The 19,318-nt window shown below is 69.5% G+C and carries 17 protein-coding genes; 12 read left to right on the top strand and 5 right to left on the bottom strand.

Annotated features, from left to right (window positions below):
* Positions 1–59: 59 nt before the first annotated feature.
* The 4 genes from ACV22W_RS06825 to ACV22W_RS06840 all read right to left on the bottom strand — a co-directional run bounded on the left by ACV22W_RS06825 (position 60) and on the right by ACV22W_RS06840 (position 5,083).
* Complete coding sequence (locus ACV22W_RS06825) at positions 60–2,339, bottom strand: FdhF/YdeP family oxidoreductase (RefSeq protein ID WP_448018492.1); 2,280 nt, start codon at positions 2,337–2,339, stop codon at positions 60–62.
* 492 nt (positions 2,340–2,831) lie between these two features.
* Positions 2,832–3,101, bottom strand: a complete 270-nt coding sequence (locus tag ACV22W_RS06830) for a hypothetical protein (RefSeq protein WP_059537134.1) — start codon at positions 3,099–3,101, stop codon at positions 2,832–2,834.
* 100 nt (positions 3,102–3,201) lie between these two features.
* Entirely contained in the window at positions 3,202–4,017 is an 816-nt protein-coding gene (locus ACV22W_RS06835; RefSeq protein WP_223963448.1) for a family 1 encapsulin nanocompartment shell protein, read from the bottom strand.
* Positions 4,010–5,083, bottom strand: coding sequence for a Dyp-type peroxidase (locus ACV22W_RS06840; protein ID WP_448018493.1), 1,074 nt, complete (start codon positions 5,081–5,083; stop codon positions 4,010–4,012). The genes ACV22W_RS06835 and ACV22W_RS06840 overlap by 8 nt, the downstream gene beginning before the upstream one ends.
* A gap of 410 nt (positions 5,084–5,493) precedes the next feature.
* On the opposite strand from ACV22W_RS06840, the gene ACV22W_RS06845 reads away from it, so the two are divergent.
* The 5 genes from ACV22W_RS06845 (at position 5,494) to ACV22W_RS06865 (ending at position 9,818) form a co-directional block, all read left to right on the top strand.
* Positions 5,494–5,706 (top strand): hypothetical protein, encoded by a 213-nt coding sequence (locus tag ACV22W_RS06845; RefSeq protein WP_448018494.1) that lies wholly within the window; start codon positions 5,494–5,496, stop codon positions 5,704–5,706.
* Positions 5,703–6,155 carry a phosphate-starvation-inducible protein PsiE gene (locus tag ACV22W_RS06850; RefSeq protein WP_448018495.1) on the top strand — a complete coding sequence of 151 codons (453 nt, stop codon included), beginning with the start codon at positions 5,703–5,705 and terminating at the stop codon, positions 6,153–6,155. The genes ACV22W_RS06845 and ACV22W_RS06850 overlap by 4 nt, the downstream gene beginning before the upstream one ends.
* Positions 6,156–6,452: 297 nt before the next feature.
* Positions 6,453–7,988 (top strand): FAD-dependent oxidoreductase, encoded by a 1,536-nt coding sequence (locus tag ACV22W_RS06855; protein ID WP_448018496.1) that lies wholly within the window; start codon positions 6,453–6,455, stop codon positions 7,986–7,988.
* 262 nt (positions 7,989–8,250) lie between these two features.
* Positions 8,251–9,456 carry a zinc-dependent alcohol dehydrogenase gene (locus ACV22W_RS06860; protein ID WP_448018497.1) on the top strand — a complete coding sequence of 402 codons (1,206 nt, stop codon included), beginning with the start codon at positions 8,251–8,253 and terminating at the stop codon, positions 9,454–9,456.
* A gap of 29 nt (positions 9,457–9,485) precedes the next feature.
* Entirely contained in the window at positions 9,486–9,818 is a 333-nt protein-coding gene (locus ACV22W_RS06865) for a four-helix bundle copper-binding protein (RefSeq protein ID WP_448018498.1), read from the top strand.
* Between the two features lie 4 nt (positions 9,819–9,822).
* Here the strand turns inward: ACV22W_RS06865 and ACV22W_RS06870 are convergent, their stop codons facing one another.
* Positions 9,823–11,412: a PAS domain-containing hybrid sensor histidine kinase/response regulator gene (locus tag ACV22W_RS06870; protein WP_448018499.1), complete on the bottom strand. Its 1,590-nt coding sequence runs from the start codon at positions 11,410–11,412 to the stop codon at positions 9,823–9,825.
* A 302-nt stretch (positions 11,413–11,714) separates the two neighbouring features.
* Between ACV22W_RS06870 and ACV22W_RS06875 the strand changes: the two genes are divergently transcribed.
* From ACV22W_RS06875 to ACV22W_RS06905, 7 genes are all read left to right on the top strand, one after another.
* A complete protein-coding gene (locus tag ACV22W_RS06875; protein ID WP_448018500.1) occupies positions 11,715–12,080 on the top strand; it encodes a chemotaxis protein in 366 nt (121 codons plus the stop codon).
* Between the two features lie 302 nt (positions 12,081–12,382).
* A complete protein-coding gene (locus ACV22W_RS06880; RefSeq protein WP_448018501.1) occupies positions 12,383–13,255 on the top strand; it encodes a BON domain-containing protein in 873 nt (290 codons plus the stop codon).
* Between the two features lie 46 nt (positions 13,256–13,301).
* Complete coding sequence (locus ACV22W_RS06885) at positions 13,302–16,118, top strand: ABC transporter transmembrane domain-containing protein (RefSeq protein WP_448018502.1); 2,817 nt, start codon at positions 13,302–13,304, stop codon at positions 16,116–16,118.
* The gene (locus ACV22W_RS06890) at positions 16,060–16,587 is read left to right on the top strand and encodes a hypothetical protein (RefSeq protein ID WP_448018503.1); all 528 of its coding nucleotides are present in this window, start codon (positions 16,060–16,062) and stop codon (positions 16,585–16,587) included. The genes ACV22W_RS06885 and ACV22W_RS06890 overlap by 59 nt, the downstream gene beginning before the upstream one ends.
* Positions 16,588–16,764: 177 nt before the next feature.
* A complete protein-coding gene (locus ACV22W_RS06895; RefSeq protein ID WP_448018504.1) occupies positions 16,765–17,517 on the top strand; it encodes an SDR family oxidoreductase in 753 nt (250 codons plus the stop codon).
* Positions 17,508–18,119, top strand: coding sequence for a D-glycero-alpha-D-manno-heptose-1,7-bisphosphate 7-phosphatase (locus ACV22W_RS06900; protein WP_448018505.1), 612 nt, complete (start codon positions 17,508–17,510; stop codon positions 18,117–18,119). The genes ACV22W_RS06895 and ACV22W_RS06900 overlap by 10 nt, the downstream gene beginning before the upstream one ends.
* Positions 18,116–19,318: a glycosyltransferase family 9 protein gene (locus tag ACV22W_RS06905; RefSeq protein WP_448018506.1), complete on the top strand. Its 1,203-nt coding sequence runs from the start codon at positions 18,116–18,118 to the stop codon at positions 19,316–19,318. Before ACV22W_RS06900 ends, ACV22W_RS06905 begins: the two co-directional genes overlap by 4 nt.

The following is a 19,318-nucleotide window of genomic DNA, read 5'->3' on the forward strand; positions in this document are numbered from 1 at the left end:
AGCAGGTTCAGGCGCGCGGCATGTCGTACCGGACATCGCAACCTCGCCCGCTCCGCGAATCACACGCCCGCGGAACGCGCGACCCGCACCGGCACCGACTTGTACGACGGCGTGCCGCTTTCCTTGTCGATGTAGTCGAGCGGCACGAGCACGTTCGCTTCCGGGTAATACGCGCCGACCGACCCCGGCGCGATGTCGTATTCGATCGCGGTGATCTTCTCGAGACGCAGCGTGCGGCCGGATGCGGTGATCGTCTCGACGTCGACGAGGTCGCCGTGTTCGAGCCCGTACTTCGCGAGATCGGCCGCGTTCATGAACAGCACGTCGCGCCGCCCGAACACGCCGCGATAGCGGTCGTCGAGCCCGTAGATCGTCGTGTTGTACTGATCGTGGCTGCGCAGCGTGATCAGCCGCAGCACCTGCTCTGCGCCGAGCACGTCGGCGTCTTCCTTCACGCCCTTGTAGACCGAGAAAGTCGCCTTGCCGGTCGGCGTGGGCCACACGCGCTCGGTGGGCGGCAGCGGCAGGCGGAAGCCGCCCGGCGTGCGGATCCGTTCGTTGAACGCCTCGAAGCCGGGCACCGTGCGATCGATCAGGTCGCGGATGCGGTCGTAGTCGGCGATCAGGTCGAGCCATGCGACCTTGCTGTTCGGCAGCGTCGCATGCGCGATTCCGGCGACGATCGCGGGCTCCGAGCGCAACTGGTCGGACGCCGGCTTGAGCTTGCCGGCCGATGCATGGACCATCGACATCGAATCCTCGACGGTGATCGACTGCCGGCCGCTCGCCTGCATGTCGAGCTCGGTGCGGCCGAGCACAGGCAGGATGTAGGTTTCCTTCGCCACGAGCAGATGCGAGCGGTTCAGCTTCGTGCCGAGATGCACGCTCAGATCGAGCTTCGCCATCGCGGGGAACGACAGCTCGGGATCGGGCAGCGCGACCGCGAAGTTGCCGCCGAGGCACAGCAGCGCCTTGGCCTGGCCGTCGATCATGGCCTGCATCGCCTGCACCGCGTCGTGCCCGTGATGCGCGGGCGGCTTGAAGCCGCACACGTCCTCGATCTTCTGCAGGAATTCGGCCGACGGCTTCTCGGTGATGCCGACGGTGCGGTTGCCCTGCACGTTGGAGTGGCCGCGCAGCGGGCATATGCCTGCACCGGGCTTGCCGAAGTTGCCGCGCATCAGCAGCAGGTCGGCGATCAGGCGCACGGTCGCCGTGCCCTTGTTGTGCTGCGTGACGCCCATCCCGTACGTGACGATCGTCGCGTTCGACTTCGCGTAGGCGAGCGCGACCTGTTCGAGCTGCGCCTGGCTCAGGCCGCTCGCGCGCTCGATGTCGTCCCACGACGTCGCCTGGAGGTCGGCGGAGAACGCGTCGAAGCCGTCGGTGTGCTGCGCGATGAAGTCGCGGTCGAGCACGTCGCCGCGCTCGGCCTCGAGCCGCAGCAGCGCCTTCATGATGCCTTTCAGCGCGGCGGCGTCGCCGCCCGCGTCGACCTGATAGTACGTCGAAGCGATGCGTGTCGAGCCGAACGACGCCATCTCGATCATGTCCTGCGGATCCGCGAAGCGTTCGAGCGCGCGCTCGCGCAGCGGGTTGAACACGATGATCGGGACGTTGCGGCGCGAGCACTCGTGCAGCGTGCCCATCATTCGCGGGTGGTTCGTGCCGGGGTTGTGGCCGATGGAGATGATCAGTTCGCAGTGGTCGAAATCCTCCAGCGACACCGTGCCCTTGCCGATTCCGATCGACTGCGGCAGGCCGACGCTGGTCGGCTCGTGGCACATGTTCGAGCAGTCGGGGAAATTGTTGGTGCCGAGCTCGCGCGCGAAGAGCTGATACAGGTATGCGGCTTCGTTCGACGCGCGGCCCGACGTATAGAACTCGACCTGCTCGGGCGGCAGCGCGCGCAGCACCTCGCCGATGCGCGCGAATGCGTCGTCCCATTCGACTGCGCGGAACGTGTCGGTCGCGCGATCGTAGACGAGCGGATGCGTGAGCCGGCCCATGTTCTCCAGCTCGTAGTCGGACAGCCGCAGCAGCGACGACACCGTGTTCGCCGCGAAGAACTCGGGGGTGACGCGCTTGGTCGTCGCTTCCCACGTGACGGCCTTCGCGCCGTTCTCGCAGAACTGGAACGTCGACTTGTGTTCCTTGTCGGGCCACGCGCAGCCGGGGCAGTCGAAGCCGTCGGGCTGGTTGGTCCGCATCAGCACGATCGGCGCCTCGATGGTTTCCATTTGCGTGCGCACGGCCTCGGCTGTCGCGCGAAGCGCGCCCCAACCGCCGGCGGGCCCATCGTACTTCCTGATGCCTGGCACTTCGCGTCGATTTGTCATGTGAATCTCCATGAGCCGGACCCGCTGCGGGGTGGCTCGGGTTGCGCCGCGTCGCGGCGTGGGGCGACTCCGTCCGGCGGACGGAGCCGGTCATGCGGGCCCGTGCATCCGGGCCCGTCGGGTTTCAGTGCGCGTCCATCCTCGCACCGGACGACGTCTTGCCGAATGCCTTCGCGACCGGTTGCGCGCATGCCGAGGCCGTGCCCTCGCGCAGCACGCACCGGTACGGCGACCGGCCGCGTTCGACGCCAGCAACGCCGGCGCTTCGCGGAGCCCGCGGCATTACTTCGACTGCGTTCAAAATAGCGAATCGGCCCCGGGCCTCCAAGACACAGTTCCGCATCGGCGCGGCCGCGAATTGCACCCTCACATGCATGTGCTCGGGAGATGCAAGGAGTACAGACGAGCGTGCACGCGGGTGCGGCGTGCGGGATACGAAAAGGTGGCGGCGTGCGATGCGCGCACGTGGGCGCGCATCGCGGCGAAGCGGGGTCAGTCGGAGAGCGTCATCGCAAGTCGCTGTCGTGCGATCTGCTTCACGGCGGATGACAGGGCTGCATCCTGCAGATCATTGGCCCAGACGGAGAATGAATCCTCGATCAGGTTGCGGGTGTCGGGCGGCAGCTCGGCCAGCATTAGCGCTACCACGGTGAAGAGCACGGCGGTGTCGCCGGCGTGGCGGCTCGCGTTCGCGTCGACGGCCTGCTTCAGGCTGTCGACCGACGCCTGCAGCGCCTGTAATGCGTCATTCGATTCGCTCATTTCACGCCTCCATTCAGGATGGTTCGGCGACGACGAACGTGCGGCCGGCAACGCGGCCGGTGCACGCGATGCCCGGCAGGCATCGCGCGCGGGCGGGACGTCAGGTCGCCGCGGTGGCCTGCGGCGCCACGGCCACCGATGCCTCGCTCGTCAGCATCAGGAACGTGAACGTTTCGCGCAGGTACAGGCGAACGACCTTGTCGGTGTGACTCGTGTAGCCGATCGACACGTCTTCGCCGAGGTGAAGTTCATAGTCGCCGCCGCGGGTGGACAGCACGCAGCCGCCGCTGATCGCCGGCGCCCAGATGATCTCGCCGCTGACGATGCGCTTGATGTGGCCGAGGACCGGGTAGCCCTGGTCGCGCGCTTCGCTCAGCGCCGTGTAGGCATCCGAACCGAGCACGACCGAGTACGGGCCGTCGACGCCGGCGAGCCGCAGTGCTTCCAGCGCGTCGCTGATCGCGTCCGGGTACGCGCCGACGTCGGCCGGCAGCGTGAGCTTGCGGTTCGACGTACCTTCGCGGATGCCGACGATGTCCGCGGCCAGGTAGCCGTCGAAGATCGCGCCGTCTTCCGCGAATGCGAGCCGTTGCGCGGCGTCCTTCGCCGGCTGCCAGTCGGCGTCGCGCGCGCCGCGCTCGACGCTGTCGATCGCATCGCGACTCAATTCGAACGGCACCGTGAGCTCGACGATCGTACGCACTTCGCGCAACCGTGCGCTCACCTGCTCGCGCGGCGCGGCGACCTCGCGCAGATGCCCGGTGCCGACCGCCGACAGCGCGGGGCCGGCCGGGCCCTCGACGTCGACCACGCGGCGCCCGGCCACCGAGCGCTTGAAGGTGCGCGCCACTTCCTCCTCGATCTGTTCCCAGGCGGCAGCGGAAACGGGCGCGAGTTCGCGGTGCAGGTTATTCATGGGCTTTGGCTCCTTTCAGCGATCCGATGTTCAGCGAGCCGTCACGGCGCGACTCGGGCGAGGTGGGTGCCGGCTGCGAGGCGATGGCGTCGGCGGCCGGTGCGGCGCGATCGGCGAGCGCTTCGAGCAGGTCGGCCGACGGCACGAAGAACAGCGAGCCGGTGACCGCGCGGCTGTAGTCGAGCAGCCGGTCGTAGTTGCCGGGCGGGCGGCCGACGAACATGTTCTCGAGCATCTGCTCGATCGGCGCCGGCGAGCGCGCGTAGCCGATGAAATAGGTGCCGAATTCGCCGTAGCCGGGGCGCCCGAACGGCATGTTGTCGCGCAGGATCTTCACTTCCTTGCCGTCTTCGTCGAGCGTGGTCAGCGAGCTGTGCGAGCACGACGGTTTCACGTCCGGCGCGAGCTCGATGTCGGACAGCTTGGTGCGCCCGATGATGCGCTCCTGCGTCTCGACCGCGAGCGCGTTCCAGCCGGCCATGTCGTGCAGGTACTTCTGCACGATCACGTAGCTGCCGCCCGCGAATGCCGAATCCTCGTCGCCGATCACCGTGAAGTCGACCGCCTCGCGGCCTTCCGGGTTCTCGGTGCCGTCGACGAAGCCGATCATCGCGCGCTGGTCGAAGTTGCGGAAGCCGTGCACCTCGTCGACGACCGTGACCGCGTCGCCGAGCGCGCCGAGCAGTTGGGTGGCGAGTTCGAAGCACAGGTCCATCGCCTCGGCGCGGATGTGCAGCAGGATGTCGCCCGGCGTCGCGACCGCGACACGCTGGCCGGCGCCGAATTCGCGGAACGGATGCAGTGACGCGGGGCGCGGATCGCCGAACAGCGCATCCCATGCGTCGGCGCCGAAGCCGCACACGCAGGACAGGTTGCCGCCCGGCACGCGCTTGCCCACCGAGCGCACGAGCGCGGCGATGTCGCCGCACCATGCGCGGATCGTGTCGGCGCGGTCGGCGCCCGGATTGACGGTTGCGACGAGGAAGATCGCGCTACGCGTGATCGGACTGTGAACGGCCTGGGAGAGCGGGGGGCGGGTTTGCATCGCGGCCTGCCGGTCAGTCATGTCGGGACGGACGGGCCGCGAATGCCGCGGCGCGCGAAGACGAACGGTTGGACTGTGCCATGCGACTGTTCTCTTTGTGACATGCGAATGAAGGACGTTGCGCGTGCATCGCGCAACGGGCCACCGCGGCGGCTTCCACGCGTGCGCGCAAGGGGGCGGGCACGGGGGCCGCGCGTTCGCCCGGCGCGTGACCTCGTCGCACCGCGTAACGTCGTCGAGCATGCAATCTAGCAGCTTCGGCGGGTCTTTGGAACACGTATCGGCGATCTGTCATTCGAATGGATTGACCGGGGTCCGGTTTTGCACAGCGGGCGTGCAGCTGTACTCTTGTAGCGCGCGGCGCTGTGCTCTTGAGCGGGCGGGGCGCGTGCAGTAGATTAGGTTCGCTCCGCCCGCCGACGAGGACCATCATGATGAACCTGCTGGAAGCGATGCGCATTTTTGGCGCGGCGTCCAACTTGAAGCTCGGCGACGCGCAGGCTACCGACCGGATCGATGCGTGCGCAACCGTTCACGATTCGCCTGTCGGCGGCTTTCAACCGCTCGAAACCATCCGCCGTGTCGACGGAGCATCGGCTACGCCATCTACGCCGTCTACGCCATTGCATGGGTCATCGCGTTGAATACGTCCACTGTTTCCGCCGATAGGGCCGCCGAGCGCATTCGCCGCCGCTTCGGACACTTCCTCCATGCGGCCGAGCTGGCCGGGCTGATCGTGATCGGTCTCGCCACCGCGTTCGCGATGACGCAGGAAGCGTGGAAGGTCGTGCTCGCGGGCGAGGTGTCGCTGACGGACTTGCTGCTGATGTTCCTGTATCTCGAAGTGCTCGCGATGGACGTGCGTTACCTGCGGCTCGGCCGGCTGCCGGTGCGCTTTCCGCTGTTCATCGCGATGACGTCGCTCGCGCGCGACCTGATCCTGCGCGGCGCCACCGACAGTCCCGAGCGAATGCTGATGACCACGTCCGGCATCGTGCTGCTTGCGGTGGGCGTACTGATCCTCAGCTTCGGTCAGCATCGCTTTCCGGCGGAAGCAGACGATGTCGAGGACGATGCGCACACGCGTCGGTAGCACCGCGCGCACCTGGTCGGAGAAGAACGAAGCATTCCACATCGATATCGGTGCGACCGTTGAAATGGACACAGCCGGCAAGCTCGCCGTGCCCGGCATGCGGATTGCTTCGGGCCGCCGGACACTCGCGCACGCGTAGCCCGCGTGTTGCGCTGCAACGTCGATGGCGTTCGATCCCTGTCGCGGATCGCATACGAACCATGGTCCGCGTTTGCGTGCGCCGCGGGGTCGTCCGTACCTGCTCTTTTCAGGGAGGACGCCGATAATGGATTCGTCACCTCAGCCGGGAGCCGCGCCATGTCCGGAAGCAACGCATCGTCTTCACGCCCCGATCTTGCGCAGGGCATTTCGCTCGATGACATCGCCGATGGCGCGATGATCGAGGGCCAGGTCGGCGACGACACGGTCCTGCTGGTGCGCCGCGCCGACGCACTGTTTGCCGTGGGCGCGCAATGCCCTCACTACGGCGCACCGCTGGCCGACGGGCTGCTGGTCGGCGACACGATTCGCTGCCCGTGGCATCACGCGGCGTTCTGCCTGCGCACCGGCGAACGGCTGCGCGCGCCGGCGCTCGACGGCCTGACGTGCTGGCGCATCGAACGTCGGGACGGCCGCGCGGTCGTGATCGGCGCGCAGCCTGCCGCGTCGCCGCCCGTGTCGAATGCGCCCGGATTGCCCGAATCGGTGGTGATCGTCGGCGGTGGCGCGGCCGCTATCGCGGCGGCCGTGACGCTGCGGCAGGAAGGCTACCCGCACGCGATCACGCTGCTGAGTGCGGACAGCGAGCCGCCGTACGATCGACCGAACCTGTCGAAGGACTATCTGGCCGGCACGGCGGAAGCCGACTGGCTGCCGCTGCGCGGGGCGTCGTTCTATACCGACCAGCGCATCGACGTGCACTGCGGCACGCGCGTCGGGCGGATCGATCCCGCGCAACATGCGGTCGAGCTCGCGGACGGCAGCCGCCTCGGCTACGGCGCGCTGCTACTCGCCACCGGTGCCGAGCCGAACCGCCTGACCGTACCGGGCGCCGATCTTCCGCACGTTTGCGTGCTGCGCTCGCGCGCCGATTGCGATGCGCTGATCGGCAAGCTGAAGACCGCGCGGCGCTGCGTCGTGGTCGGCGCGAGCTTCATCGGCCTGGAAGCCGCCGCCGCGTTGCGCACGCGCGGGCTCGACGTAGCGGTGGTCGCCCCTGATGCGCGGCCGATGGCGCGCGTGCTCGGCGACGCGCTCGGCGATACGATCCGCGCGCTGCACGAGTCGCACGGCGTGGCGTTCCATCTCGGCGCGACGCCCGCGCAGATCGCGCCGGATCGCGTCACGCTGTCGAACGGCGACGTGCTGCCGGCGGACGTCGTGTTGGTCGGCATCGGCGTGCATCCGAACGTCGCGCTCGCGCAGGATGCGGGGCTGGCCGTCGATCGCGGCGTGACGGTCGACCGTTTCCTGCAGACGAGCGCGCCGGATATTTACGCGGCCGGCGACATCGCGCGCTGGCCCGATCCGTTGACGGGCGAACGCATTCGCGTCGAGCACTGGGTCGTCGCGGAGCGACAGGGAACCGCCGCCGCGCGCAACATGCTCGGCCGGCAGCAGCCGTTCGACGCGGTGCCGTTCTTCTGGAGCCAGCACTACGACCTGACGGTGCGCTATGTCGGGCATGCGGAGCAATGGGACCGCGTCGAGATCGACGGCGACCTGCGCGCGCACGATGGTTCGGTGACGTACTGGCGCGGCAACGCACGGCTCGCGGTCGTGACGATCGGCCGCGATCTCGATTGCCTGCGCGCGGAAGCGGCGCTCGAGCAGCAGGGCGCGACGCACGCGTGAGCGGGCCGCCGGCCGTGCGTCGAGCGGTGCACGCGCCGGCCACGGTGTTGCGTATGCAACGGTCGCTGCGTCGTCGCGACCTGCGCGCAGACTGTCGAATCGGCCAGCACCAGGTGAACCGCGACTTCGGTTTCTCCATCAACGCATTCGCGACGCCGCGATCGCGAACCGTCCGGCGTTGCCGGCGCCGACGGGCGCGCGCCTTGCTCGAACAGCGCGACGGTATCTGAACCGTTTCCGCTTTCGACAAGGAGGGCCTGACATGAAAGCAGTCGTATTTCACGGCATCGGCGACATTCGCATCGATACGGTACCCGACCCGGAAGTCGCCGACGTGACCGATGCGGTCGTGCGCCTCACGGCCAGCGCGATCTGCGGCACCGACCTGCACATGGTGCGCGGCACGCTCGGCGGGATGAAGCCGGGCACGATCCTCGGCCATGAGGGCGTCGGCGTCGTCGAGACGCTCGGGCGCGACGTGCGCAACCTGAAGCGCGGCGATCGCGTGCTGATTCCGTCGACGATCGCGTGCGGCAGCTGCGTGTACTGCCGCGCGGGCTACACCGCGCAATGCGACGTCGCAAACCCGGGCGGGCCGCGCGCGGGCACCGCGTTCTACGGCGGCCCGGCCGATACGGGCCCGTTCGACGGCCTGCAGGCCGAATACGCGCGCACCCCGCTCGCGAACGCGAGCCTGATCCGGCTGCCCGACGCGATCGACGACGACCGCGCGATCCTGATGTCCGACATTTTCCCGACCGGCTACTTCGGCGCGCAGCTCGCGGAAGTGAAGCCGGGCGACACGGTGGCGGTGTTCGGCGCCGGGCCGGTCGGCCAGTTCGCGATCGCGAGCGCGAAGCTGATGGGCGCCGGGCGCGTGATCGCGATCGACCGCATCGCGTCGCGGCTCGAGATGGCGTGCGCGCAAGGCGCCGAGACCGTCGACTTCTCCGAGGAAGATCCCGTCGACACCGTGCTGCGACTCACCGGCGGGATTGGCGTCGATCGTGCGATCGACGCGGTCGGCGTCGACGCGATGCGCGCGACGCACGGGCCGGCCGCGGCCGATCGCGACGCGGCGCGCGCGTTCGACGCGGAAGTCGATGCCGTCGCACCGCGCCGCAAGCCGGACGGCCGCAACTGGATACCCGGCGACGGGCCGTCGCAGGTGCTGCAATGGGCGGTGCGCGTGGTCGCGAAGGCCGGCACGGTCGCGGTGATCGGCGTGTATCCGCCGCAGGCGCGCGTGTTTCCGGTCGGCGAGGCGATGAACCGGAACCTGACGATCAAGATGGGCAACTGCAATCACCGGACCATCACGCCGAAGCTGATCGAGCTCGTGCGCAGCGGTGCGTTCGACCCGGCATCCGTGCTGACACGCTGCGAGCCGCTGACGAACGCGATCGACGCGTATCGCGCGTTCGACGTGCGCGAGCCGGGCTGGATGAAGGTGAAGCTGACGCCATGACGATGCGAACCGGAAGAAGGAGAGCCGTGATGAACGAGATCGACGATCGCTACGCCAACTGCATGGCCGCGTGCGACGCATGCGCACATGCGTGCGATGCGTGTATCGCGGGGTGCCTGGCGGAACCCGAACCGCACACCCTCGCCGCCTGCATCGCGCTCGACATCGAGTGCGCGCAGGTGTGTCGCCTTGCATCGGGTGCGATGGCGCGCGGCAGCGTGCTCGCGCCCCAGGTATGCGCACTTTGCGCGCTTGCCTGCGATCTGTGTGCCGCCGAATGCCTGCAGCACGCGCACGACCATTGCCGCCGCTGCGCGCTGGCATGCGACACCTGCGCCGCGATGTGCCGCGCAATGGCCTGAGCGTTCAGCGCGTATCGTGAACCTGGCGGGCGACGCGCTGCAGCAGCGCGTCGAGCACCGCCATCTCGACGGGCTTGACGAGGTGATCGTCGAAGCCCGCGCTCGCGGTGCGTGCGAGGTCGGCCGGGCTCGCATGGCCGGACAAGGCGACGCAGGTCGTGTCGGCCAGCACGTCGATCGCGCGCAGTTCGTGCAGCAGCGTGAAGCCGTCGACGTCGGGCATCGACAGGTCGATGAGCATCAGGTGCGGAACGACGTCGGCCGCGAGCGCCAGCGCGTCGTCCGCGTTGTACGCGACGCGCGGCGCATGGCCCTTCACCTGCAGCAGCACGGCGAGCGTGTCGGCGGAGTCGCGGTTGTCGTCGACGATGACGATGCGCAGCGGCGCACCGGCCGGCTGCTTGGTGGAGCGCGGTGCGGGCGCATCGCCCGGCGTCGCACGCGTCGCATGCTCGATCGGCAGCCGCACCGTGAACGTCGCGCCATGGCCGGGGCCGCTGCTTTCGGCGGCGATCATCCCGCCGTGCAGCTCGACGAACGACCGGCAGATCGCGAGGCCGAGCCCGAAGCCTTCCGACGGGCGTCGGCCGGGCACGCCTTCCTGTTCGAACAGATCGAAGATCGATTCGAGCGAGCCTGGCGCGATGCCGACACCATGATCGGTGACGCGGATCGCGACGAACGAACCTTCGGCGTGCGCGCCGACGTCGATGCGCCCGCCCTGCGGTGAAAATTTCGACGCGTTGTCGAGCAGGTTGTGCAGCACCTGCACGAGCCGCGCGGCATCGCCGCGCACCACCAGCGGATCGTCCGGCAGGTCGACGCGAATGTGCTGCACGCGCGCGGCCAGCTTCGACTGGACGCTTTCCACACCGCGGCAGACGAGGTCGCGCACGGTCACCGGCGCATCGTCGAGTTCGACCTTGCCGGCGGTGATGCGCCCGACATCGAGCAGGTCGTCGACCAGCCGCGTCAACTGTCCGATCTGGCGATGCACGGCGTCGCGGCATTGCGCGAGCGCGGGCGCCGGATCGGGCAGGCTTTGCAGCACGCCGACCGAATGGCGCAGCGGTGCGAGGTGATTGCGCAACTCGTGCGCGAGCATCGCGATGAACACGCTGAGCCGGTGCGTCGACACTTCGAGTTCCGCGAGCCGCTTGCGCTCGGTCATGTCGCGCGTGATCTTGATGAAGCCGGCGAGCTGGCCGGCATGGTCGTGCACGGCCGTGATCGTCACGCTGGCCCAGAACAGCGAACCGTCCTTGCGCACGCGCCAACCTTCGTCCTCGAAGCGGCCGTGCGCGACAGCTTCCCGGAGGCCGAACGCGGGCCGTCCGTCCGCGATCGCGTCGGGCGGATAGAAACGCGAGAAATGGTGGCCGACGATGTCGGCCGTGCGATAGCCCTTGATGCGCTCGGCGCCCGCGTTCCACGTCGCGACGTTGCCGTGCGGGTCGAGCATGAACACGGCGTAGTCGGTAATCGCGCCGACGACGGTCTCGAAGCGAAACTCGGCGAAGCGATGCAGCAGATCGCGCGCGTCGTTGGGGCCGAGCGGCGGGGGCGGATCGGAAACGGTGTCGAATGTCTTCATCGGAACGGCAAGTCGGATGCGGGCGGAGGAACGCCGCCCCGCCGCAGCCGGCGGGGCCGGCCGCGGCCATTCAAATCGGATTGGCACCCCGAAAGCATAAGGGAGGTCAATTCACCTGATCAATGGGGGCGCATGGCCCGTGCCGCGCCGCGCGCGGGGCGGGAAATCCTGTTGGCGGGGGCCGGGTGGCGGCGTGCGGCATGGCGATTGCATCGCCGTCCGGTCCGCACGCCGTGGCGGGCCGGACGCGTAAGCCCGGCCGGAAGCAGCGCGACGCTTTGCGGCTACACGAGGACACCGACATGAACAGCACACTGAACCCCGACAACGAACCGGCCGGCCCGGATGACGAGAACGCGCGGCGCGGCCGCGACGGCCGCGCGCTGGGGCCGAGCGACTCGTCCGACAGCGGCAGCGATACGGCGGGCGCGCGGCGCCATCCGTTCGACGTCGATTCGCCGCTCGACGAGCACGCGCTGGAGCGCGGCGACGCGGCCCTCGACAGCGATACGGACCGCGCGGGCACCGGCGAACGCGCGTCCGCGGATGGCGATGCGGGGCTCGAGGAAGGCGCCGACATCGAGCCGGATCGCACGGAACGGCTGAGCGAGCCCGGCGGCATCGACGATCCGGATGCGCCGGAGGAGCCCGGCACGGGCAACGTATAGGGTCGTTGCAGGACGAGCGGCCGAGCAAAATCTGCAATCCCGTTGCAGATAGGGAGGCCTGGCAAGCGACGTGCTGCGACGCGTGACCGGTCAGCGTCGCCCGTCCGCGAGCATTGGGCGCCAGGTGCGGCGATCACGGCGCGGACGGGAACATCGACATCGAAGCGCCGCCGTGCGATCCGCCAAGCGGCTACTCAACGGCGGTAGGCCACGCGGCACGTGACTTGCAACCGGTTGACCGACGCGCGCCGCGGCGCGACATGGGGCCGTGCGCGGCACAGCCGCGAACAAGGAGAGACACGATGCAACGACGATATCCCGGACGGCAAGCCGAACGGAGCGGCCCGCCCGACTGGCACGAGCGCGGCGAACGCGCGTATCGGGGCCCCGGCGGGGGCACCGACGAACGCGATTTCCGCGGCGACGAGTTCGGACGGCAGGATGCCGACTATGAATCCCCGTACCGGCACTTCGCGAGCGAGGACGTCGGCCCGGAAGACTGGGGCAGCGAATGGAGCGAGCGCTCGGCACGCTCGCCGGCGGAACAGCACGGCCGCGACGCCGACTGGCGCGCCGCGCCGGGCAGTGCGCGCGATCCTGCGTGGGAGGCAGCGCACGGCTACGGCAACCGTGGCCGCCGAGCGGAGGGCGGCACCGGGCGTGAAAGCGCCCATGGCGATCGGCCGGGGTTCGGCGGCCATCCCCGGATGAGCGGGTACGGCGGCGAGCGCGACTACGATGCGCGCGATCCGCGCCGTGCCGATGCACCGGACCTGTCGCGCTTCGGCAGCGATGCGCAACGCGACGCAATGCGCCGCCGTCGCGGCCCGAAAGGCTATACGCGCTCGGACGAGCGGATTCGCGAGGACGTTTGCGAGCGGCTCGCGCATGCACTCGACATCGACGTGAGCGACGTTTCCGTGCAGGTGCGTGACGGCCGCGTCGAACTGGACGGGACCGTGCCGTCACGCTGGATGAAGCACGACATCGAGGACATCGCGGACAGCTGCATGTGCGTGCGTGACATCGAGAATCGTGTGCGCGTGCAACGCAACGACGACGAACGCGATACGGGCATGGTGCTGCATCCGTCCCAGCGCACGGTCACGCCGACGCAGCCTGCGGTGCGCGACCCCGAACCGGGCAGCGACACGGGCCGAGAACCGCGCCATTGACCGCCGATACGAGGCCGATTCGGCCGCGCACACAGGCATCGCGCGCATGACGGCCGGCACTGATGACCGGCCGCGTGACGATCGCGACGATCGCGACTCGGCCGGCAGCGGCCGCCACCGCGATTCACGCGACGCGCGCGGCCTGCGCGTGCGCATCGCGGTCGAGCTGTGGCGCGCGATCTGGCATTACCGCGCGCGCGTGCTGGCGGCGATCGTGCTGCTCGTGCTCGCGAAGGCGGCGGCCGTCTCGGTGCCGCTGCTGCTGAAGGACATCGTCGACGGATTCGGCCGTGCGGCGGGCCAGCCGATCGCGCTGCCGGTCCTGCTGCTGTTCGCGTATGCGGTCGTGCGCTTCGCGGCGAACGCGCTGAACGAAGTGCGCGACATGACCTTCGTGCAGGTCACGCAGCACACCGTCGCGTCGTTTACGGTCCGCACGTTCGGTCACCTGCACCAGCTCGGCGCGCGCTTTCATTCGCAGCGCGAGACAGGCGCCGTCGTGCGCGACCTCGAGAAAGGCACGGCCGGCATCGGCTACCTGCTCGGCGTCGCGGTGTTTACCGTCGTGCCGACCGCGATCGAGATCGGCTCGGTGCTGGTGATCGTGATCGGCAAGTACGGCGGCGGCTTCACCGCGATCATCCTCGTCACGTTCGCCGTCTATGCGGCATACACGGCCGTCTTCACGCGCCGGCGGATCCGCTACCAGCGTCGCGTGAACGCGCTCGAGGCCGAATCGAACGCGCGCGTGGTCGACAGCCTGCTCAACGTCGATACCGTCAAGTACTTCGCGCGCGAGGACGTCGAGCGCGACCGGCTCGAACGCGTGCTCGACGCATGGCGCGAGGCCGGCATCGACAACCAGTACGCGCTGTCGACGCTGCACATCGGGCAGAGCGCCTGCATCGGCGCGGGCATCGCGGCAGTGATGCTGCTCGCCGGCCAGCATGTCGCGCGCGGCACGATGACGATCGGCGATCTCGTGCTGATCAACGCGTACATCATCCAGATCAGCCTGCCGCTGAACGCGCTCGGCTTCGTGTTCCGCGAAGCGAACGATGCGATGACGAACATCGAGCGACTGTTCGGGCTGCTCGACGCGCGCGGCAAGCCGGGCGAGGAGGGCGACGTGCCGGGTGCGCAGCCGCTCGTGGTGCGCGGCGGCGCGATCGCGTTCGAGCATGTCGACTTCGGCTACGAGCCGAGCCGGCAGATTCTGTGGGACGTGTCGTTTCGCGTCGAGCCCGGGCAATCGGTGGCGGTGGTCGGCGGCAGCGGCTCGGGCAAGTCGACGCTCGCGCGGCTGCTGTTCCGGCTGTACCAGCCCGATGCGGGGACGATCCGCATCGACGGCCAGGACCTGCGCCTCGTGACCGCGCGCAGCCTGCGCGACGCGCTCGGCATCGTGCCGCAGGACACGATCCTCTTCAACGACACGCTGGCCTACAACATCGCGTACGGCAAGCGCGACGCGACGCGCGGCGACGTGATCGCGGCCGCGCGCGGCGCGCAGCTCGACGCGTTCATCGAGCGGCTGCCCGACGCGTATGACACGCGGGTCGGCGAGCGCGGCGTGCGGCTGTCCGGCGGCGAACGGCAGCGTGTCGCGATCGCGCGCGCGCTGCTGAAGGCGCCGCCGATCGTCGTGTTCGACGAGGCGACGTCGGCGCTCGACACGCGCTCGGAGCGCGCAATCCAGCAGGAGCTGGCCCGCATCGCGCGGCACCGCACGAGTCTCGTCATCGCGCACCGGCTGTCGACGGTCGTCGACGCGGACCGGATTCTCGTGATGGAGCACGGCCGGCTCGTCGAGCAGGGCACGCACGACGAACTGCTGGCGAGCGATGGCGTATACGCGCAGATGTGGTCGCTGCAAGCGAAGCAGCGTGAACTCGAACGCACGGAGGCGACGTTTGCGCGGCAGCCGGTCCGGATCAATCCGCTGGTGGCGCAGGTGCTCGACGCGCTGGCGGATGCCGCCGCGCGACGCGGCGTGCCGGTGTTCCGCGAGCTGTCGAGCGAGGATCTGGTCGTCAAGGCCGATCCGGCCGCGCTGCGGCGCTTCGTGTGGGCGCTGTGCCGCGCCGGGATCAATGCGAGCGGCGGCGGGCAGATCGAGGTGCGGACCGCACGGCACGACCCCGAGGCGCGGATCACGATCACGTGCGCGGGCGTCGAGGTGCCGGAATTGTCGTTGGTCGATCTCGAACAACTGCAAAGCGCGATAGAGGACGCGGGCGGCTACGTCGTGCGGGAGCGCGGCGACATCGGCGTGACGCTGCACTTGTCGCTACCGATGTGCGCGGTTGCACCGGCGTCGATGCAACCGACCGCCGCCGCACCGGATCCCGGGCCGGACGCCGTTGCGACCGCGGACGCGAAACCGCTCGACGGCCTGCGCATCGCATGCGTCGACGATCATGACGAGGCGCGCGAAGCGCTTGCCGCGCTACTGAAGGTCGCCGGCGCGGACGTGCGCGTGTTCGCGTCCGGCCAGGCATTGCTCGACGAGCTGTGGCGCGCGCGTCGCGCGGACTGGCCGGCGCTCCTGGTGTGCGACATCGACCTCGGCGATGACGAGGAAGACGGCTACACGGTCATGCGCCGCGTGCGCCAGCTCGATGCCGAGCGCGGGCGCGACGGCCGCGCGCCGCTCGAAGCGATTGCATTGTCAGGCCATGCGCGCGAGCGTGACCGCACGCGCGCGGTCGAAGCGGGTTTCCATGCATACCTGACCAAGCCCGCGGCAGCGGCCGACCTGATCGCGACGCTGCGCGCGCTCGCGTTTTCCTCTGGAGACATCCATGCCGAACCTTCCGAACCCGGCGACACCCGAAGCCCTGACCGAACGTCGCGCCGGTAGCGCGTTCGCCGACCGCCAGGCCGCGGTCGCGGCCGTCGAACTGCTGTTGCCGACGTTGTCGGCCGCGCTGGAGAGCGATTTCGTCGGCGATAGCGGGTGCCTGCACATCGTGATCATGGATCCGGCGCTCGGGCCGCACGACGCGGCGTTCGAGGACGCGATCCTGTACGAGTTTTCGCTGCCCGGTCCGAAGGACTGGGACGCCGACTATCGCGCATACGCACGCGCGAAGGCGCGGCTGTCGTGGGAAACCGGCCGCGACGGCCATGTCGTGCAGGCGCTGGAGCCATACCGGCTGCGCGCCGGTGACACGAATCTGTGGGGCGGCGTCGCGCAGCACGGGATCGTGGTCGGCGTGTCGGGCGCGCAGCCGTGGTTCGACGAGGCGTTCGCGGGCTGCATCGCGCATTGCCTGCGCGCGCTCGCGAAGCACCGCGCGCAGGCGACGCCGGACGGGCTCGCGATCTGAGCGGCGCGGGCCGCGCCGGTTTTTACAGCAGCTTATAAAAAAGCCCGTCGGCGGGCGCGACGGTCCGATGCGGCGCGGCCGTGCGCAGACGGGCACGGTTCTCGCTGTACCTCCTGCACCGGCGCTTGTCACGACAAGCGTCACGGCCACGATTCTTCGGACACTCGCAGGAGGTGCATGTTGAACGCGACTCACGATCCAGCCCGACCGCCGCTCGCCGGCCGCACCGCGCTCGTGACGGGCGGCGGCCGCGGCCTGGGCGAAGCCATCTGCGAGGAACTCGCGCAACATGGCGCGCACGTGATCGTCGCGGATCTCGACGGCGATCGCGCGGCGGCCGTCGCGCACCGTCTCGAGCGGCATGGCGGCCAGGCGGTCGGAAGGCCGCTCGACGTGCGTGACGAGGCGTCGGTGCTGCAGGTCGTGCACGACGCGCGCGAGGCGCTCGGCGATCTCGACGTGATCGTCAACAACGCGGCGATCGACGTGACCGCACCGCTCGACGAGGTCAGCGTCGCCGCCTGGCAACAGGTGCTGATGACCAACCTGTTCGGCCCGTACCTGATGTGCCACGCGGTCGTGCCGATGATGAAGGCGCGCGGCGCGGGGCACATCGTCAACATCGCGTCCACCGCATCGAAACGCGCATGGCCGAATGCATCCGCGTATCACGCGACGAAGTGGGGGCTGCTCGGGCTGTCGCATGCGCTGCATGCGGAGTTGCGGCCGGCCGGCGTGAGCGTGTCGGCGATCGTCGCGGGCGGGATGCGCACGCCGTTCCTGCTCGACCGCTTCCCCGACATCGACGAGGACACGTTGCAGCCGCCGGAGCACGTCGCGGCTGCCGTGCGGTTCGTGCTGACGCAGCCGCCGGGCACCGTCGTGCCGGAACTGATGGTGTTGCCGATGAAGGAGACGTCATGGCCCTGACGCGTGAGCGACGGCTGCCCGGCGCGGTGCTGCTCGACAAGGACGGCACGCTGCTGGAGAACGTGCCATACAACGTCGACCCCGAGCGGATGCGGCTGGCGCCGGGCGCCGCGCGCGCATTGCGCACGCTCGGCGCGACGGGCATGCCGATCGCGGTCGTGTCGAACCAGCCGGGCGTCGCACTCGGCTACTTTGCCGAATCGGAGCTTGGCGCGGTCCGCCAACGTCTCGCCGAATTGTTCGAAGCGAACGGCGCGACCCTGGCGGATTTTTTTTATTGCCCGCATCACCCGGCCGGCAGCGTGCCGCGCTACACGTGCGACTGCGTCTGCCGCAAGCCGCGCCCCGCGATGGTGCGCCGCGCGATCGCCACGCTCGGGGCGGTCGCGGAATGGAGCTGGATGATCGGCGACATTCTCGACGACGTCGAGGCCGGCCGCGCCGCGCGCTGCAGCACGATACTCGTCGACTGCGGCAACGAGACCGAGTGGCGGCTCGATGCCGCGCGCACGCCGCGCCACGTGGTCGATCGCCTCGATCTCGCCGCCGACATCGTGGTACGCGAGGCCGTGCGCCGTCACGGCTCGTGGGTGCGGCGATGAGTGCCGCCTGGGATCGTGCGCGACGCATTCTGTGCTTGCGGCTCGACAGCCTCGGCGACGTGCTGATGACGACGCCCGCACTGCGCGCACTGAAGGAAAGCGGGCACGGTCGTCGGCTCACGCTGCTGACGTCGCGTACGGGCGCCGCGCTGGCGAAGCACCTGCCGATGGTCGACGACGTGTGGACGTATGACGCGCCATGGGTCAAGCATCCGGACGCGCACGGCGATCCGGTGACCGATCTCGACATGATCGACCGGCTGCTGGCCGGCCGCTTCGACGCGGCTGTGATCTTCACCGTGTACAGCCAGAGCCCGCTGCCCGCCGCGATGATGTGCTGGCTCGCCGGCATCCCGCTGAGGCTTGCGCATTGCCGCGAGAATCCCTATGAACTGCTGACCGATCGCGTGCCCGAAACCGAGCCGGATTCCCACGTGCGCCACGAGGTCGCGCGCCAGCTTGCGCTGGTGCGCTCGATCGGCGCGAAGACCTCCGACTGGCGGATGGCGTTCGACCCGGGCGATGCGGCGCGACGCGCGTTGCACCTGCGGCTGCGCGCCGCGTTGCAGCGGATCGGCGGTCCTCGCCGGCCGGGCACGTCGCGCGCGCGCTGGCTGGTCGTGCATCCGGGCGCGAGCGCGGCGTCGCGCCGCTGGCCGGTCGAGCGCTTCGGCGCCGCGGCCGCGCGGCTCGCGGCGCTGTTCGACGGCATCGCGGTGACGGGCAGCGCCGAGGAGCGCGAGCTCGTCGATGCCGTGTGCGAACGCGCGGGGCCGCGCGCCGTCGCGCTCGCCGGCACGCTGCCGCTCGGCGAACTCGGCGCGCTGATCGAGACGGCGGACCTGCTGCTGTCGAACAACAGCGGCCCCGTGCATCTCGCGGCCGCGCTCGGCACGCCGGTCGTCGACCTGTACGCACTGACCAATCCGCAGCACACGCCATGGCGCGTGCCGCACCGCGCGTTGAACGTCGACGTGCCGTGCCGCAACTGCTACCGCAGCGTATGCAACCAGCCCGGCCATCCGTGCCTGCTCGGCGTGAGCGTCGACGACGTCGTCGAGGCCACGCATGCACTGTTGCGCGGCAGCATGCGCCATGCGCAACGCGCGGCCGCGCTGGCCGCCGTGCGCGGTGCGGAGCCGGCCGCGGCGAACTCGTCGAACGTGATTCCGTTCGCGCATGTCATCACGAGGACCTGA

The sequence above is a fragment of the Burkholderia sp. AW49-1 genome (genome assembly GCF_053427845.1).

Bases quoted from the DNA above. Each gene is read 5' to 3' on its own strand.
- ACV22W_RS06825 (WP_448018492.1), bottom strand. From the start codon at position 2,339: ATGACAAATCGACGCGAAGTGCCAGGCATCAGGAAGTACGATGGGCCC.
- ACV22W_RS06830 (WP_059537134.1), bottom strand. From the start codon at position 3,101: ATGAGCGAATCGAATGACGCATTACAGGCGCTGCAGGCGTCGGTCGAC.
- ACV22W_RS06835 (WP_223963448.1), bottom strand. From the start codon at position 4,017: ATGAATAACCTGCACCGCGAACTCGCGCCCGTTTCCGCTGCCGCCTGG.
- ACV22W_RS06840 (WP_448018493.1), bottom strand. From the start codon at position 5,083: ATGACTGACCGGCAGGCCGCGATGCAAACCCGCCCCCCGCTCTCCCAG.
- ACV22W_RS06845 (WP_448018494.1), top strand. From the start codon at position 5,494: ATGATGAACCTGCTGGAAGCGATGCGCATTTTTGGCGCGGCGTCCAAC.
- ACV22W_RS06855 (WP_448018496.1), top strand. From the start codon at position 6,453: ATGTCCGGAAGCAACGCATCGTCTTCACGCCCCGATCTTGCGCAGGGC.
- ACV22W_RS06860 (WP_448018497.1), top strand. From the start codon at position 8,251: ATGAAAGCAGTCGTATTTCACGGCATCGGCGACATTCGCATCGATACG.
- ACV22W_RS06865 (WP_448018498.1), top strand. From the start codon at position 9,486: ATGAACGAGATCGACGATCGCTACGCCAACTGCATGGCCGCGTGCGAC.
- ACV22W_RS06870 (WP_448018499.1), bottom strand. From the start codon at position 11,412: ATGAAGACATTCGACACCGTTTCCGATCCGCCCCCGCCGCTCGGCCCC.
- ACV22W_RS06875 (WP_448018500.1), top strand. From the start codon at position 11,715: ATGAACAGCACACTGAACCCCGACAACGAACCGGCCGGCCCGGATGAC.
- ACV22W_RS06880 (WP_448018501.1), top strand. From the start codon at position 12,383: ATGCAACGACGATATCCCGGACGGCAAGCCGAACGGAGCGGCCCGCCC.
- ACV22W_RS06885 (WP_448018502.1), top strand. From the start codon at position 13,302: ATGACGGCCGGCACTGATGACCGGCCGCGTGACGATCGCGACGATCGC.
- ACV22W_RS06890 (WP_448018503.1), top strand. From the start codon at position 16,060: ATGCCGAACCTTCCGAACCCGGCGACACCCGAAGCCCTGACCGAACGT.
- ACV22W_RS06895 (WP_448018504.1), top strand. From the start codon at position 16,765: ATGTTGAACGCGACTCACGATCCAGCCCGACCGCCGCTCGCCGGCCGC.
- ACV22W_RS06900 (WP_448018505.1), top strand. From the start codon at position 17,508: ATGGCCCTGACGCGTGAGCGACGGCTGCCCGGCGCGGTGCTGCTCGAC.
- ACV22W_RS06905 (WP_448018506.1), top strand. From the start codon at position 18,116: ATGAGTGCCGCCTGGGATCGTGCGCGACGCATTCTGTGCTTGCGGCTC.